At 55.6% G+C, this 16,584-nt stretch carries 16 protein-coding genes and 1 other RNA gene; 12 read left to right on the top strand and 5 right to left on the bottom strand.

The window, feature by feature from the left end:
- The first annotated feature begins 66 nt into the window (after nucleotides 1-66).
- Nucleotides 67-987, top strand: coding sequence for an agmatinase (gene speB, locus RT657_RS12670; RefSeq protein WP_313654865.1), 921 nt, complete (start codon nucleotides 67-69; stop codon nucleotides 985-987).
- Nucleotides 988-1,229: 242 nt separating this feature from the next.
- Nucleotides 1,230-1,640 (top strand): YidB family protein, encoded by a 411-nt coding sequence (locus RT657_RS12665; RefSeq protein WP_313654864.1) that lies wholly within the window; start codon nucleotides 1,230-1,232, stop codon nucleotides 1,638-1,640.
- 52 nt (nucleotides 1,641-1,692) lie between these two features.
- On the opposite strand, the gene RT657_RS12660 is transcribed toward RT657_RS12665, so the two are convergent.
- On the bottom strand, nucleotides 1,693-2,448 hold the full coding sequence (locus RT657_RS12660) for a M48 family metallopeptidase (protein ID WP_313654863.1): 756 nt from the start codon (nucleotides 2,446-2,448) through the stop codon (nucleotides 1,693-1,695).
- A 271-nt stretch (nucleotides 2,449-2,719) separates the two neighbouring features.
- Between RT657_RS12660 and tkt the strand changes: the two genes are divergently transcribed.
- The 7 genes from tkt (at nucleotide 2,720) to RT657_RS12625 (ending at nucleotide 11,131) form a co-directional block, all read left to right on the top strand.
- The gene (gene tkt / locus RT657_RS12655; protein WP_313654862.1) at nucleotides 2,720-4,714 is read left to right on the top strand and encodes a transketolase; all 1,995 of its coding nucleotides are present in this window, start codon (nucleotides 2,720-2,722) and stop codon (nucleotides 4,712-4,714) included.
- Between the two features lie 316 nt (nucleotides 4,715-5,030).
- A complete protein-coding gene (gene epd / locus RT657_RS12650) occupies nucleotides 5,031-6,050 on the top strand; it encodes an erythrose-4-phosphate dehydrogenase (protein WP_313654861.1) in 1,020 nt (339 codons plus the stop codon).
- A 51-nt stretch (nucleotides 6,051-6,101) separates the two neighbouring features.
- Entirely contained in the window at nucleotides 6,102-7,265 is a 1,164-nt protein-coding gene (pgk, locus tag RT657_RS12645) for a phosphoglycerate kinase (protein ID WP_128083917.1), read from the top strand.
- A gap of 105 nt (nucleotides 7,266-7,370) precedes the next feature.
- Nucleotides 7,371-8,450, top strand: coding sequence for a class II fructose-bisphosphate aldolase (fbaA, locus tag RT657_RS12640; protein ID WP_313654860.1), 1,080 nt, complete (start codon nucleotides 7,371-7,373; stop codon nucleotides 8,448-8,450).
- A gap of 180 nt (nucleotides 8,451-8,630) precedes the next feature.
- Nucleotides 8,631-9,512, top strand: a complete 882-nt coding sequence (gene mscS / locus RT657_RS12635; protein ID WP_313654859.1) for a small-conductance mechanosensitive channel MscS — start codon at nucleotides 8,631-8,633, stop codon at nucleotides 9,510-9,512.
- A 124-nt stretch (nucleotides 9,513-9,636) separates the two neighbouring features.
- Entirely contained in the window at nucleotides 9,637-10,260 is a 624-nt protein-coding gene (gene argO / locus RT657_RS12630) for an arginine exporter ArgO (RefSeq protein ID WP_313654858.1), read from the top strand.
- A gap of 145 nt (nucleotides 10,261-10,405) precedes the next feature.
- Nucleotides 10,406-11,131, top strand: coding sequence for an oxidative stress defense protein (locus RT657_RS12625; protein WP_313654857.1), 726 nt, complete (start codon nucleotides 10,406-10,408; stop codon nucleotides 11,129-11,131).
- Nucleotides 11,132-11,161: 30 nt separating this feature from the next.
- Here RT657_RS12625 and RT657_RS12620 read toward each other — a convergent pair whose 3' ends face one another.
- Complete coding sequence (locus RT657_RS12620) at nucleotides 11,162-12,067, bottom strand: LysR family transcriptional regulator ArgP (protein WP_313654856.1); 906 nt, start codon at nucleotides 12,065-12,067, stop codon at nucleotides 11,162-11,164.
- Nucleotides 12,068-12,248: 181 nt separating this feature from the next.
- Between RT657_RS12620 and rpiA the strand changes: the two genes are divergently transcribed.
- Nucleotides 12,249-12,908, top strand: a complete 660-nt coding sequence (gene rpiA / locus RT657_RS12615; RefSeq protein WP_313654854.1) for a ribose-5-phosphate isomerase RpiA — start codon at nucleotides 12,249-12,251, stop codon at nucleotides 12,906-12,908.
- A 279-nt stretch (nucleotides 12,909-13,187) separates the two neighbouring features.
- The gene (gene serA, locus RT657_RS12610; RefSeq protein ID WP_313654853.1) at nucleotides 13,188-14,426 is read left to right on the top strand and encodes a phosphoglycerate dehydrogenase; all 1,239 of its coding nucleotides are present in this window, start codon (nucleotides 13,188-13,190) and stop codon (nucleotides 14,424-14,426) included.
- A gap of 152 nt (nucleotides 14,427-14,578) precedes the next feature.
- Here the strand turns inward: serA and RT657_RS12605 are convergent, their stop codons facing one another.
- From RT657_RS12605 to zapA, 3 genes are all read right to left on the bottom strand, one after another.
- Complete coding sequence (locus tag RT657_RS12605; protein ID WP_313654852.1) at nucleotides 14,579-15,172, bottom strand: 5-formyltetrahydrofolate cyclo-ligase; 594 nt, start codon at nucleotides 15,170-15,172, stop codon at nucleotides 14,579-14,581.
- 77 nt (nucleotides 15,173-15,249) lie between these two features.
- Nucleotides 15,250-15,433, bottom strand: a non-coding RNA gene (gene ssrS, locus RT657_RS12600) — 6S RNA.
- A gap of 40 nt (nucleotides 15,434-15,473) precedes the next feature.
- Complete coding sequence (gene zapA, locus RT657_RS12595) at nucleotides 15,474-15,803, bottom strand: cell division protein ZapA (RefSeq protein WP_313654851.1); 330 nt, start codon at nucleotides 15,801-15,803, stop codon at nucleotides 15,474-15,476.
- 170 nt (nucleotides 15,804-15,973) lie between these two features.
- Here zapA and RT657_RS12590 point away from each other — a divergent pair, with 170 nt between their 5' ends.
- Complete coding sequence (locus RT657_RS12590; RefSeq protein WP_313654850.1) at nucleotides 15,974-16,552, top strand: YecA family protein; 579 nt, start codon at nucleotides 15,974-15,976, stop codon at nucleotides 16,550-16,552.
- The last annotated feature ends 32 nt before the right edge of the window (nucleotides 16,553-16,584 follow it).

The raw sequence follows: 16,584 nt of genomic DNA, 5'->3' as shown, positions 1-16,584 counted from the left end.
TTTTTTTCATCTCAACCTTAATGGCTTGCGGGCCCGGCCCGACTCACGCACATAGAGAGAGCAATTATGTATAACACGCTTGGTAATCAGTACGACAACTCCCTGGTTTCTAACGCCTTCGGCTTTATGCGTTTCCCGCTGAATTTCCAGCCTTATGACAGCGACGCAGAATGGGTGATCACCGGCGTTCCTTTCGATGCCGCCACCTCGGGTCGTCCGGGCAGCCGTCTGGGGCCGGGTGCCATCCGTCAGATCTCCACCAACCTGGCGTGGGAAGGCTGCCGCTGGCCGTGGGATTTCGATCTGCGTCAGCGTCTGAACGTCGTTGACTGCGGCGATCTGGTCTACGCCTTCGGTGATTCGCAGGATCTCTCTGACAAGTTACAGGCCCATGCCGAAAAACTGCTGGCTAACGGCAAGCGCATGATGACCTTCGGCGGCGACCACTACGTTACGCTGCCGCTGCTGCGCGCCCATGCGAAATATTTCGGCAAGATGGCGCTGGTGCACTTCGATGCGCACACCGACACTTACTCTAACGGCCCGACATTTGACCACGGCACCATGTTCTTTACCGCGCCAAAAGAGGGACTGATCGATCCGCAGCACTCGGTACAGATTGGTATCCGCACCGAGTTCGACAAGAGCCTGGGCTTCAACGTGCTGGATGCGGCGCAGGTCAATGACCGTAGCGTTGACGATATCCTGGCCGAAGTAAAACGCACCGTTGGCGACCTGCCGGTCTATCTGACGTTCGACATCGACTGTCTGGATCCGGCCCATGCGCCTGGCACCGGCACGCCGGTCATCGGCGGTCTCACCACCGACAAGGCGACTAAGCTGATCCGCGGCCTGCAGGGGATGAACATTGTAGGTATGGACCTGGTCGAAGTCGCACCGGGTTATGACCACGCCGATCTGACCGCGCTGGCTGCGGCCACGCTGGCGCTGGATATGCTGCATGTTCAGGCTGTGAACAAAGGCTAGTGCCTGCGTGACCTGAAACGCCTGCCGGATGCGTCTGGCAGGCCTCTTTTTCGCCTTTCCTGCCGCGGCGGTGCCTTATCACATCGTTTTCGCGACTCATCCATGCCCGCCATACTGAAACACACCTGCCGCAACGCTGCTTCCGTAACGACAGCCCTGTTAATCCGGCGGACGACACACCGGGCGCGATCCTGCATCAGCAACTAAACTGAGTGATATCCATTCTCAATGTGGAGGCGATCATGGGCTTTCTTGATGAACTGGCTGGTTCACTGCAGAACCACCAGAGTGACGGGCATCTGCCGGGACAGCTTCAGGCGGTCTGGCACTGGGTGCAGGAGCAGGGCGGTATCGAAGTGTTGCTGCAAAAATTCCAGCAGGGCGGACTGGGCGAGGTCTTCAGCTCGTGGATTGGCACGGGCGCAAATCAGCCGCTGGCGCGCAGCGATATCCACTCGGCGTTTGGTCAGGCTGAGCTGCAGTCGCTGGCGGAGAAGCTGGGCACAGATGTGCAGGGAGCGGCGGGAACGCTGGCGGTGATCCTGCCGCAGCTGATCGACCGGATGTCGCCGCAGGGGCAGATGGATGAGGCTTCACTGCACGAGAACAAACTCGATCTGGGCTCCATGGTGAATCAGATATTCCACCGCTAGCCCGCTGAGCCGCGTGACAGGCGCATCCATCCTGATGCGCCTGCCTTTGGCGTTACTTCGCGTCCGCCGCAATGCGCTCACGGATATGTTCCGCACGCGCTTCAGAGGCCGGATGAGAGTCAAACATTGAACTCTGGCGTCCCTGTTCCAGTTTCGCCAGCTTCTCGAAGCTGGTCACCAGACCCATCGGGCTAATGTTGCGCTTCTTCATCAGATCGTAAGAGTAGTCATCCGCCTGCGACTCCTGGGTCTGCGAGAACTGCGCGTTAATCAGCTTTTCGCCCATTTCACCCAGCTGCGACTGCGACAGAGAGCCGATCACGCCCCCCACCGACGCGGCTGCTGTACGGGCCGCAGTGGTGGCATACGCCAGCTGCATCGCCTTGCGCGTATGGCCCAGCGCGACGTGACCCATCTCATGGCCCAGCACGCCTTCGACTTCGTTGTCGGTCATCATATCCATCAGGCCGCTGTAAACGCGAATACAGCCGTTGGCCATCGCCCAGGCGTTAACATCTTTAGTCTGATAGACCTTATAGTTAGCCGGAACCCCATTGATGTTATCGCCCAGTGCAGCCGCAATCTTGTTCAGACGCTGCTGATAGTCGCTGTTTGCGGGCGCAATCTGATTATCCTTGTCCATCTGCTCACAGGATTTATCGCTCAGCTGCTTAACCTGATCGTCGCTCAGGGTATAAGCCTGAAACGCCTGTGCACCCGACTGCATCAGCGCATTATTATCTAAACCCTGACAGCCGCTGAGCAGCGTTGCCAGCCCAAGCGCACATACCGTTTTCTGGATTTTCATGCTCGATCCCATTCATAACAAGGTAAGAAAAACAAACACCTGAAACTCAGTCAGGTGGATAAGCGTTTTGGTTATAGCGTGCCCGTCTGCACTTTGCTAGCAGAGTTGGCCGGAAAAGCCAGACGAAGCGGCTGCATTTAGCGTTTTACAGCATGTACTTTTGCCCCGATTTTCATGTACATTGATGGGCAACTTTTTCCTTGTTTTGCCCGGTAACTCATTAATAACAATAAGTTAAGGTGCGAAGCATTAATCCGACCTGGAGTAGAAAATGCCCTCTCGTAAAGAGCTTGCCAACGCCATTCGCGCGTTAAGTATGGATGCAGTACAGAAAGCGAAATCGGGACATCCGGGAGCCCCAATGGGTATGGCGGACATCGCTGAAGTCCTCTGGCGCGGCTATCTGAACCACAACCCAACGAACCCGCTGTGGGCTGACCGCGATCGTTTCGTGCTCTCTAACGGCCACGGCTCAATGCTGATCTATAGCCTGCTGCACCTGACCGGCTACGATCTGCCCATGAGCGAGCTGGAAAACTTCCGCCAGCTGCACTCTAAAACTCCAGGTCACCCGGAATATGGCTACACCGCAGGTGTGGAAACCACTACCGGACCGCTGGGGCAGGGCATCGCTAACGCCGTCGGCTTTGCCATTGCTGAACGCACGCTGGCCGCCCAGTTCAACCGTCCGGGTCATGATATCGTAGACCACAACACCTATGTCTTCATGGGTGACGGCTGCATGATGGAAGGCATCTCTCACGAAGTCTGCTCACTGGCGGGAACGCTGAAGCTGGGCAAGCTGGTAGCTTTCTATGATGACAACGGCATCTCTATCGACGGTCACATTGACGGCTGGTTCACTGATGACACCGCTAAGCGTTTTGAGGCTTACGGCTGGCACGTGATCCGTGGCATTGATGGTCACGATGCAGAGGCGATTGCTAAAGCGATCGACGAAGCGAAGAGCGTCAGCGACAAACCTTCACTGCTGATGTGCAAAACCGTCATCGGCTTCGGTTCGCCGAATAAAGCGGGCACGCATGATTCACACGGCGCGCCGCTGGGCGATGACGAAGTGGCACTGACCCGCAAACAGCTGGGCTGGAACCACGCACCCTTCGTGATTCCTTCTGATATTTACGCGGAGTGGGACGCGAAAGAAGCGGGCCAGGCGAAAGAGTCTGCCTGGAATGAGAAATTCGCCGCCTATGCGCAGGCGCATCCGGAGCTGGCGGCTGAGTTCAAACGTCGCGTCAGTAACGAACTGCCTGCGAACTGGCAGGAAGAGTCGCAGAAGTTTGTTGAGCAGCTGCAGGCCAACCCGGCGAAAATCGCCAGCCGTAAAGCCTCACAAAACGCCATCGAAGCCTTTGGTAAAATTCTGCCAGAGTACCTGGGTGGCTCAGCCGATCTGGCGCCAAGCAACCTGACCATCTGGTCCGGCTCTAAGCCAATCAATGAAGATGCGGCCGGTAACTACATCCATTACGGCGTGCGCGAGTTTGGTATGACCGCCATTGCTAACGGACTGGCACTGCACGGCGGTTTCCTGCCTTATACCGCAACCTTCCTGATGTTTGTGGAATATGCGCGTAACGCCGCGCGTATGGCGGCCCTGATGAAGATTCGTCAGATCATGGTCTACACCCATGACTCCATTGGCCTGGGCGAAGATGGTCCGACGCACCAGCCGGTTGAGCAGATGGCGAGCCTGCGTACCACGCCAAACATGAGTCTGTGGCGTCCATGTGACCAGGTAGAATCTGCCGTGGCGTGGAAATATGCCATTGAGCGCAAAGATGGCCCGACGGCGCTGATCTTCTCCCGTCAGAACCTGGCGCAGCAGGAACGTGATGCTGCACAGCTGGCTAACGTCGCACGCGGCGGTTACGTGCTGAAAGCGTGTGATGGCACACCGGAGCTGATTCTGATCGCTACCGGTTCAGAAGTGGAACTGGCGGTAGGCGCCTGGGACAAACTGACCAGCGAAGGCCGCAAAGTGCGCGTGGTCTCTATGCCATCAACCGATGCTTTCGACAAGCAGAGCGATGAGTACCGTGAATCTGTACTGCCGAAAGCGGTCAGCGCACGCGTCGCTATCGAAGCGGGTATCGCAGATTACTGGTTCAAATACACTGGCCTGAACGGCGCGATTGTGGGCATGACCAGCTTCGGCGAATCTGCGCCTGCAGATCAGCTGTTTGAACTGTTTGGCTTTACCGTCGACAACGTCGTCGCGAAAGCGAAGGCGCTGCTGGCGTAAAAAAGCGGCCAGGCGGGTCTGCACCCGTCTGGCAGTAAAACCGGGGGACGAAATTTTCGTCCCTTTCTTCTCTATTATTCCTGCAGTAATAACTGATTTTTGCCCTTTTTTGTGATGCAGATCCAAATTTAAGCAGGCAGATTGATCACAGTCATTCCCGTTATTCCTTCCTTCTATTATTGTAGCTGAACCGTTTCAGTCTCCGGGCAAATTGCCTTGGTTTCGGACAAAGCCGGGTAAGAATCTCCTGTACAAAATGCAGTGAAACGCTCAGGCTAACGGCACGTTTTTTTCAGTCTGACGTGGCAGGAGAGAAATGACGGTACGGGTAGCAATAAATGGTTTTGGCCGGATTGGACGCAACGTCCTGCGTGCGCTCTATGAAACGGGCCGGCGGGCGGAAATCACCGTTGTCGCCATCAACGAGCTGGCTGAAGCCACCGGTATGGCGCACCTGCTGAAGTATGATACCAGCCATGGCCGTTTTGCTTTCGATGTCCGCCAGGAGCGCGATGTGCTGTGTGTGGGAGGCGATACCCTGCGCATTCTGCACCGTGCCGATATTGCCGATCTTCCCTGGCGCGAACTGGACGTGGATGTCGTGCTGGACTGCACGGGTGTCTACGGCTCGCGCGCCGACGGTGAAGCGCATCTGCAGGCGGGGGCGAAGAAAGTGCTCTTTTCGCATCCTGGCGGCCATGACCTCGACGCAACCGTCGTGTATGGCGTGAATCAGCAGGATTTGACGCCCGGCGACCGCATCGTCTCCAACGCCTCCTGTACCACCAACTGCATTATTCCGGTGATCAAACTGCTGGATGACGCCTTTGGTATCGAGTCCGGCACCGTCACCACGATCCACTCCGCGATGCACGATCAGCAGGTGATCGACGCCTATCACAGCGACCTGCGTCGTACCCGGGCTGCCAGTCAGTCGATCATTCCGGTCGACACGCGTCTGGCCGCCGGGATTACCCGCATTTTTCCGAAATTCAACGATCGCTTCGAGGCGATAGCCGTTCGTGTGCCAACGATTAACGTGACGGCCATCGATCTCAGCGTTTCTGTGCGCCAGGCGGTGAAGGCGTGCGAGGTGAACGCCCTGCTGCAAAGCGCGGCAGAGGGGGCATTTCGTGGTATAGTTGACTATACGGAATTACCGTTAGTCTCAGTCGATTTTAACCATGATCCGCACAGTGCCATTGTGGATGGAACACAAACGCGGGTCAGTGGTCAACACCTTATCAAGACGCTGGTCTGGTGTGACAACGAATGGGGCTTCGCTAACCGGATGCTCGACACGACGTTAGCGATGGCCGCAAGTGGTTTCAGGTAAGACGCGGTTTGCGTCTGGCAAAACTTATGAGAATCAACGAGAGGATTCACCATGTCTGTAATTAAGATGACCGATCTGGATCTGGCTGGCAAACGCGTGCTGATCCGTGCCGATCTCAACGTACCTGTTAAAGAAGGTAAAGTGACGTCTGATGCACGTATCCGTGCTTCTCTGCCAACCATTGAAGCGGCGTTGAAGCAGGGCGCGAAAGTGATGGTTACCTCTCACTTGGGTCGTCCGACCGAAGGTGAATACAACGAAGAGTTCTCACTGCTGCCGGTGGTTAACTACCTGAAAGAGAAGCTGAACGGCACCACCGTGACGCTGGCCAAAGATTACCTTGATGGCGTTGAAGTTGGCGCTGGCGAGCTGGTGGTTCTGGAAAACGTTCGCTTCAACAAAGGCGAAAAGAAAGACGACGAGGCGCTGTCTAAAAAGTATGCTGCCCTGTGTGACGTCTTCGTGATGGATGCCTTTGGTACCGCGCACCGCGCGCAGGCGTCTACCCATGGCGTCGGCAAATTTGCGCCTGTCGCCTGTGCAGGCCCGCTGCTCTCCGCTGAACTGGAAGCGCTGGGTAAAGTGATGAGTAACCCTGAGCGTCCGCTGGTTGCGGTCGTTGGTGGCTCTAAAGTTTCGACCAAATTCGATGTGCTGCAGTCTCTGGTGAAAATCGCGGACACCGTGATTGTCGGCGGCGGCATCGCTAACACCTTCGTTGCTATCGACAATAAAGTCGGTAAATCACTCTATGAGCCAGACTTCGTTGAAGCGGCTAAAGGCCTGCGCGACCAGTATGGTATCCCGGTTCCGGTTGACTCACGCGTTGGCACGGAATTCTCTGAAACTGCCCCTTCAACCGTGAAAAAGGTTTCGGAAGTCGCGGATAACGAAGAGATTATGGACTTCGGTGATGAAACCGCACAGGCAATGGCTGCCATCCTGAAGGACGCCAAAACCATCCTGTGGAATGGCCCGGTAGGCGTATTTGAGTTCCCTAACTTCCGTAAAGGGACTGAGATCGTGGCCAACGCCATTGCAGACAGCGACGCGTTCTCTGTGGCAGGCGGCGGCGATACCTTAGCGGCTATCGATCTGTTCGGCATTGAAGATAAAATTTCCTACATCTCGACCGGCGGCGGCGCATTCCTGGAGTTCGTGGAAGGCAAAAAACTGCCAGCCGTTGCCATGCTGGAAGAGCGTGCGAAGCAGTAATCCTTTGGGGGCGGTGCCTGACAGCATCGCCTGAAGTCTTGCCCGACTGGGCGTTTAAATCGACGTTCCTTCAGAGGAACAACGGTCACGAAACAGGACACAATCATGTCTAAAATTTTTGATTTCGTAAAACCCGGCGTTGTCACTGGTGATGACGTACAGAAGATCTTCAAAGTTGCAAAAGAGAACAAATTCGCACTGCCAGCTGTAAACTGCGTCGGCACCGACTCCATCAATGCGGCACTCGAAGCAGCAGCGAAAGTAAAAGCGCCTATCATCATCCAGTTCTCTAACGGTGGTGCGGCCTTTATCGCAGGTAAAGGCTTCAAAACTGACAAGCCACAGGGCGCGGCTATCTTCGGTGCTATCGCTGGGGCACACCATGTTCACCTGATGGCAGAGCAGTATGGCGTGCCGGTTATCCTGCACACCGACCACTGTGCCAAGAAACTGCTGCCGTGGATCGACGGTCTGCTGGACGCTGGCGAAGAGTACTTCCAGAAAAATGGTAAGCCACTTTTCTCTTCTCACATGATTGACCTGTCAGAAGAGTCTCTGGAAGAGAACATCGAAATCAGCAGCAAGTACCTGGCGCGCATGGCCAAACTGGACATGACCCTGGAGATCGAACTGGGCTGCACCGGTGGTGAAGAAGATGGCGTGGATAACAGCCACATGGACGCGTCAGCGCTCTACACTCAGCCAGAAGATGTAAACTACGCGTACGAAAAACTGCATGCGATCAGCCCGCGCTTCACCATTGCGGCCTCATTCGGCAACGTTCACGGCGTTTACAAGCCAGGCAACGTAAAACTGACCCCGACCATCCTGCGCGATTCGCAGAAATTTGTCTGTGAAAAACATGGCCTGCCGCACAACGCGCTGGACTTCGTTTTCCACGGCGGTTCCGGTTCTTCAGCAGCAGAAATCGAAGAGTCTATCAGCTACGGCGTGATCAAGATGAACATCGATACCGACACCCAGTGGGCAACCTGGGACGGCATTCTGCAGTACTACAAAAAGAACGAAGGCTATCTGCAGTCGCAGCTGGGTAACCCGGAAGGCGACGATAAGCCAAACAAAAAATACTATGACCCGCGTGTCTGGCTGCGTGCTGCCCAGTCCTCAATGGTCGTGCGTCTGGAGCAGGCTTTCAAAGAGCTGAATGCTGTCGACGTTCTGTAACGTTTATCCGTTACCGTATAAAAAAGGCCCGAAAGGGCCTTTTTTTATGCGTTAAGCCAGCCGGAAGAGAGGGGGGATTTGGCACATCAACCGATAATTGTTTACCCTTGTTAGCAGGGTGTCGGATTACATCTGGCAGTTTTGTCATTCCCGATGGGAAGCTAACAACAGGGCTTATTAATGGAAGAGTTACACGTCGTCGACGGCATCAATAACGCGGGCAACTGGCTGATACGCAATCAGGCGCTGATTCTCAGCTATGCCGTCAATATCGTTGCGGCCATCGCCATTCTTATCGTCGGGATGATCATCGCCCGCATTATCTCTAATACGGTCAATCGTCTGCTGCGTGCCCGTCACATCGACGCCACAGTCGCAGATTTCCTCTCCGCACTGGTGCGCTACGGCGTCATCGCCTTTACGCTTATCGCCGCGCTGGGGCGCATTGGTGTCCAGACGGCCTCGGTCATTGCCGTGCTGGGTGCTGCCGGACTGGCCGTGGGTCTGGCCTTACAGGGCTCACTCTCAAACCTGGCGGCTGGCGTATTGCTGGTGACCTTCCGTCCGTTCCGCACTGGCGAGTTTGTCGATTTGGGTGGCGTAATGGGCACTGTCCTGAATGTGCAGATCTTTTCCACTACGCTGCGCTCTGCAGATGGCAAAATCGTCGTCGTACCTAATGGCAAGATCATCAGTGGAAACATCGTCAACTTCTCGCGCGAACCGGTTCGCCGCAATGAATTTATCATTGGCGTCGCCTATGACGCGGATGTGGATGAAGTGATCGCATTACTGCAGCAGGTGGTTGAAGCCGATGACCGCGTACTGAAAGATAAGGGCATTCAGATTGGCCTGAACGAGCTTGCCGCATCTTCCCTGAACTTCGTGGTGCGCTGCTGGAGTAACAGCGGAGACCTGCAGAATGTCTACTGGGACCTGATGAAGAACTTCAAACGTGCCCTGGATGAGAAAGGCATCGGTATTCCTTATCCGCAGATGGATGTGCATCTTCATGCGGTCAGTAAGCCGGAGGCCGCCGCACCCGAGGCGCAGTCACAGTAACCTTATGTCGGGCGACCCCGGTCGCCCATTAATTCTGCTAATCGCAGATTAAATCTTTCCATTTCCGCTTATTACCTTCTCTCCTTATACTTCACCTCACTGAATCCTGTGAGGAAGTCATCCTGTGTTATCTCTTTATTTTCAGGGGCTTGCCCTTGGTGCTGCGCTTATCCTGCCGCTGGGGCCTCAGAACGCCTTTGTGATGAATCAGGGCGTAAAGCGCCAGTATCATCTGATGACAGCGGCACTCTGCTCGCTGAGCGATATTCTGCTGATCTGTGGTGGCATTTTTGGTGGCAGCGCACTGCTGAACCAGTCGCCGCTGCTGTTGATGGCCATTACCTGGGCGGGCGTTGCCTTTCTGCTGTGGTATGGCTGGGGGGCGCTGCGCAGTGCTTTTCGTGGCGACGCTGACCTGGCAGAGGGGGAGACGTTAAAGCAGAGCAGGGGACGAATTATCGCGACGCTGCTGGCGGTTACCTGGCTCAATCCCCACGTTTATCTTGATACTTTTGTGGTCCTGGGCAGCCTGGGCGGTCAGCTGCCGACCACAACGGCACGCCAGTGGTTCGCACTGGGGACTATCAGCGCATCGGTACTGTGGTTCTTCGGCCTGGCACTCCTTGCGGCGTGGCTCTCCCCGCGGCTGCGCACGGTAAAAGCACAGCGCATCATTAATCTGCTGGTTGGTGCGGTCATGTGGTTTATCGCCCTGCAGCTGGCTCGCCAGGGCATGGCCGGTTTTTGAATCCGGTACGCGAGCCGTGCCGGTAATTGCCGCATGACGGGCGAACTTTTGCCATAATGACCACTCAAAGCATGGCGCATACCGATGCGCTGCTGGGCTTCGCCGGTTAGAAGCCGTCATAGTGACCTTTTCAAGGAGGACTTTCATGAAACTGAAAGCATTGGCTCTGGCCGCAATCATGAGCGCCGGGGCACTGCCTGGCGTATACGCTGATGAGTTACCGAACGGGCCCCACGTGGTGACCTCAGGCAAGGCAACAGTCGATGCCCGTCCCGACATCGCCACGCTCTCTATCGTGGTCAACGTCTCATCCAAAGACGCCGCCGATGCGAAAAAGCAGGCAGACAGCCGGGTTGCTCAATATTTCGATTTTCTGCAGAAAAATGGCATTGAGAAGAAAGATATCGAGGCGGCTAACCTGAGCACGCAACCTGAGTATGACTACACCAAAGAGGGTAAAGCGGTGCTGAAAGGCTACCGTGCTGTCCGTCAGGTGCAGGTCACGCTGCGCCAGCTGGACAAGCTCAGCGAGCTGCTGGATGGGGCGCTGAAGTCCGGTCTTAACGAGGTTCGCAGCGTCGAGTTAGGCGTGGCCAATCCGGAGCGTTATAAAGAGCAGGCACGTAACGCGGCGATTAAGAATGCGACCCAGCAGGCCTCTCAGCTGGCGGAAGGATTTAACGCGAAGCTGGGACCGATCTACAGCATCCGTTACCAGGTGGCCAACTATCAGCCCATGCCGATGAACCGTATGTATAAAGCGGCGGCTGCGCCAGAAACTTCTGCGCAGGAGACCTATGATCAGCAAAGCATCAACTTTGACGATCAGGTCGATGTGGTGTTTGAGATCAAGCCCAACGCGACACAATAAAAAAACGGGGCTGATGCCCCGTTTTTGTTTTCAGGTGGCGACCTCATCCTGCCGCAGCACCCGATGTCCATGCGCAATCAGCGCATCGGTCACCCGACGCATCAACCGGCTTTCAGGCGCAAATCGATGCCAGTAGAGCATCCGGCGCTGATAGAGGCCTGGCGTCAGATCGATCAACTCTCCGCTCGCCAGCTCACGTTCAATCTGCAGATGGGGGATCATGCAGCAGGTTGAACCCTGTCGCGCCATCTGCACAAAGGCCTCCGAGGAGTTCACGATGTGGCACGGCACGCTGCCCGGTGACAGGTCAAAGTTCTGCTGCAGGAAGGCCTGATGCATATCGTCAAGGTGGTCAAATGCCACCGCAGGCGCTTTCAGCAGAGCAGAGCGGGTCACGCCGTTCGGAAAGAAGCGATCGGCAAAGTCACGCGATGCTACAAACAGATAGTCAAGCGCGCCGAGCTGATCCACCAGGCAACTGGGCAGAGGCTGCGGCTGGATACTGACCGCGCCCACGACTTCACCCCGACGCAGGCGCTCCTGGGTGCGGGTTTCATCTTCAACCTGCAGATTCAGGCGGACGGGCGAGTCTGCCAGCACATCTTTCAGCGCAGGCAACAGCCAGGTCGCCAGACTGTCGGCGTTGACCGCCAGGGAGAGTAGCAGAGGTGTGGTGCCACTGTTCTCATCGCCCAGCCACTCCTCTTCCAGCAGTTCCACCTGGTGCAGCAACGCCAGCAGTTTCTGACCCTGTTCGGTGGGCCGCGGCGGCACGGTACGCACCAGCAGCGGCTGGCCAAACAGGTTTTCCAGCTGCTTGATGCGCTGCGACACCGCCGACTGCGTGATACACAATTTTTGTGCAGCACGCTCAAATCCGCGTTCGCGGATCACTGAATCCAGCGCCTGAAGCGTTCGATAATCCGGGCGTTTCATTGTTGTTTTCTCTCCTTCAGGGTGGACGTCACTATGCCACAAAAGTGTCACCGGTGATGGCTAACGTGTTTTTGTGGGCTGGCTTCCAAACCGATAAATCCACGTCGGTCAGCCGCGCATTTTTAGCAAGCCTTGTTTTATACTACGCGCACTTCGTTGTCGCACAGGTTTTAAACATACCATGACCCAGGATGAACTGAAAAAAGCCGTTGGCTGGGCTGCACTTGAGTACGTGCAGCCAGGCACCCTTGTTGGCGTAGGCACCGGCTCGACCGCCTCCCACTTTATCGATGCGCTTGCCACGATCAGACATCAGATTGACGGTGCCGTTTCCAGCTCCGATGCCTCTACCCGGAAGCTGAAAAGCCTGGGTATTCAGGTATTCGATCTGAACGAGGTTGACCAGCTGTCGGTCTATGTTGATGGCGCAGATGAGATCAACCCTCAGATGCAGATGATCAAAGGCGGCGGGGCGGCGCTGACACGGGAAAAAATCGTAGCCGCGGTGGCGCAGACCTTTATCTGTATCGCCGACGCCTCCAAAGAGGTGGACGTTCTGGGCCGTTTTCCATTGCCGGTTGAAGTGATCCCGATGGCGCGCAGCTATGTGGCGCGTGAGCTGGTGAAAATGGGGGGGCTGCCTGAATATCGTCAGAACGTGGTTACTGACAACGGCAACATAATTCTCGATGTCCACAATCTGCGCATTCTTAATCCAATCGAACTGGAGAAAACCATCAACGACTTGCCTGGCGTCGTTACCGTCGGTCTTTTTGCCGCGCGCGGAGCCGATATTGCGCTGATCGGCGGGCCGGATGGGGTGAAAACCATCAAAAGATGATCTGGCCGGCGTCGCTCAGACGCCGGTTATTTCTGCCTGCAAATCATCTTTTCTCGCCCGGCTGAAATTTGGTGACTTATGTCACATAACCGTCATCGACAGTGAGTTCGTTCTCTCTTCAACGTCCACCTCATGATTTTGTCCGGCAATGTGCTGCCGTCAGCCGTTGCCGTGCTGGCCTTCGGGCAATCGTTTGTATTGCCGGACGCGATTTTTTTGATATTTTGACAGAAGGCTGGCTTATGGTAGTCCTCATTGAACGCTGAATAGGATCGGGAAATGGCAAAGGTATCACTGGAAAAAGATAAGATTAAGTTCCTGCTGGTGGAAGGTGTCCATCAGAGTGCGCTGGATAACCTGCGGGCAGCAGGCTACACCAACATCGAATTCCACAAGGGCGCACTGGACTCTGACGCATTAAAAGCATCGATCCGCGATGCACATTTCATTGGTATCCGTTCCCGCTCCCAGCTCACTGAAGAAATTTTTGCTGCGGCTGAAAAGCTGGTTGCCGTAGGCTGCTTCTGTATCGGTACGAACCAGGTTGATCTGAACGCTGCGGCCAGCCGGGGTATTCCGGTATTCAACGCACCGTTCTCGAATACCCGCTCGGTAGCGGAGCTGGTGATTGGTGAGATGCTGCTGATGCTGCGTGGCATCCCGGAAGCAAATGCGAAAGCTCACCGTGGCATCTGGAACAAGAATGCCAAAGGCTCGTTTGAAGCGCGTGGCAAGAAACTGGGAATCATCGGTTACGGCCACATCGGTATGCAGCTGGGTGTGCTGGCGGAAAGCCTGGGGATGCATGTTTTCTTTTACGACATCGAAAACAAACTGCCGCTGGGTAATGCTACCCAGGTTCGCCATCTGAACGAGCTGCTCAATATGAGCGATGTCGTCAGCCTGCACGTACCGGAAACCGTTTCGACGCAGGATATGATCGGTGCAGAGCAACTGGCGCAGATGAAGCCTGGCGCACTGCTGATTAACGCCTCTCGCGGTACAGTGGTCGATATCCCGGCACTGTGCGACGCGCTGGCCAGTAAGCAGGTCGGTGGCGCAGCCATTGACGTCTTCCCGGTAGAACCGGCAACCAACAGCGATCCCTTTATTTCACCACTGAGTGAGTTCGATAACGTGATCCTGACGCCACACATTGGCGGCTCAACGGAAGAAGCGCAGGAGAACATCGGCATTGAAGTGGCGGGCAAGCTGGCGAAATACTCCGACAACGGGTCGACACTGTCAGCAGTGAATTTCCCGGAAGTCTCGTTGCCGATTCACGGCATCAGCGCCAGCCGCCTGCTGCACATCCATGAAAACCGTCCAGGTGTGCTGACGGCCATTAACCAGATTTTTGCGGAGCAGGGCATCAACATTGCTGCTCAGTATCTGCAGACGTCGCCATTTATGGGTTACGTGGTTATCGACATTGATGCGGAGCCTGAAGTGGCAGATAAAGCCCTGCAGCTGATGAAGGCCATTCCGGGCACTATCCGCGCCCGTCTGCTTTACTAAGCACTTCAGACAGGAGGTGGCGCCAGGTCGCGCCACTTCTTGTTGTCAGCAATGTCAGGCTCGGGCTGCTTTGCGGCTGAGCCTGCTCCATTAACGCTTCACTCTTCTTTGCTGCCAAATCTGATTTTTCAGCCGTCTGACACCGGGCGCTGCTACTCCCACTGCCAGAGCCTTGATGGCGTGATGATCGCGGGCAGAGGCACATCCCATTCTGCCACCGGTAAACCCTCAACCTGCTGACAGTCGTGCGCCACACCCACAGGCAGAAAGCCGTGCTGCCGCCAGTTCTGCAACGTGCGATCGTAGAAGCCGCCGCCCATCCCCAGCCGCTGCCCGTGGTGATCAAACGCGACCAGCGGCACCAGCATCAGATCCAGCTGATCCAGGGTGATCAACTGCCGGATATCCAGCGGCGGCTCCGGGATGCCCAGTTTATTAGTGATCAGGGGCGTATCAGGCGTATAGCGTAAAAACAGTAAATGACCGGGAGAGAAGGGGTGTAAAACCGGCAGGCAGACCGTCTTTTTCAGGTGCCAGAGCCGTGCGATCAGGGGACGGGTATTAAGTTCGCCATCTACGGAGAGGAACAGGGCTACGGTGTCTGCCGCCGAGAGTGGCGCAAAGTTCAGAGCGAGGTCAGCGAGCTGTTCCGCCGCTTGGGTCTGCTGTTCATCGGTCAGAGCACGTCGCAGATGGCGCACCTGCTGACGAATCGCCTGACGTTGCGTCATGGAAGGTTCTGACATGATTTTTCCGCCGGATAAGCTGCTGAGCAGCCACTATAACATGGCAGTCGGGGGAAAAAAGCAGGATGAAAAGAAGGGAGATCTCCGAGATGCCGCCGCAGGCTGTAACCCTTGAACCCTTGGTTCAAGGTGAACATGCCGTCATAACCATCAGGCTTCTCGGACGAACCGAGCATGCACACAGGTTACAGAGCGTCACATTCTGTTTTTTCGAAATATCGGCTCAGGGGACTGGCCCGCTTGCAAACATCTCAGAGAAAGTTTACCTCACCGTTGCCTGACGTGTAGCAACCATGAAGTTTTATTCGAACTTCGCACCCTCACGTTCGGTGATGCGGCCCTGCTCAACCAGTGCCTGTTCAATCGTCTGCTGCAACATACGGATGCGTTGTTCCATATTAGCAGCATAATCGCGCGTTTTCACTTTCTCCTGCGCCAGCTCGTGGCAGACGTTTAACGCGGCGATGAACACCAGTTGTTCTGTATTTGTGACTCTAGTGCGAACTTTCAGATCTTGCAACCGCTGATTGAGATCTTCAGCCGCGCTATTGAGCGCATCTTGCTGCTCTGGCGGACAATTCACTCTCAACGAACGACCAAAAATTTGTAAATCTACCGGTTGTGCAGACATGCCACCTTCCTGACTGATTCCTTCGCTCGCCACTCCCTTAGCGGTCAATGGCCTGGGAGGCGGGCAACTATATAGACCCACGAAATAAGATACAACCCCTTTTCTGGAAACCTTGAGGCAGCTAGTGGTAGCATAACACGAACTTATTCTGCCAACGACGATGAAAACTTATGTCCTTACAGAACGCAACCCCCGATTACAACGCGCTTGCCGCCATACTCTCACAGCAGGGTGTGGGAATGACGCCAGCAGAAATGCATGGTCTTCTGAGCGGCATCCTCTGCGGCGGTAACCAGGACACCAGCTGGAAGACGCTGGTACACGATCTGGCTAACGAAGGCATGGCGTTTTCACACACTCTTGCAGCGCCGCTGGCGGCGCTGCACGAACAGACGGCGACCACGCTGGAAGATGACGGTTTTCTGTTTCAGTTGCTTCTGCCCGCTGACGATGACATCACCGTTTTTGACCGCGCCGACGCGCTGGCTGGCTGGGTTAACCACTTTCTGCTCGGCCTGGGCGTCACACAGCCTAAACTGGATAAGGTCACGGGCGAAACCGGCGAAGCGATTGACGATTTGCGTACGATTGCACAGCTTGGTTATGAAGAAGATGAAGACCAGGAGGAGCTGGAGCAGTCGCTTGAAGAGGTGATCGAATATGTGCGTGTGGCAGCACTGCTGTGTCACGACACCTTTACCCGCCCGCAGCCCACTGCGCCCGAAGTTCAGAAGCCAACGCTACACTAAGTTCAGGGCAACAAGTTTAACCGGTCAGTTTA

This window comes from Pantoea sp., assembly GCF_032114055.1.
Classification (GTDB): Bacteria; Pseudomonadota; Gammaproteobacteria; order Enterobacterales; family Enterobacteriaceae; genus Pantoea.
The sequence above is the reverse complement of the archived record's forward strand: the minus strand, read 5'-3'. Positions and strand labels throughout refer to the sequence as shown.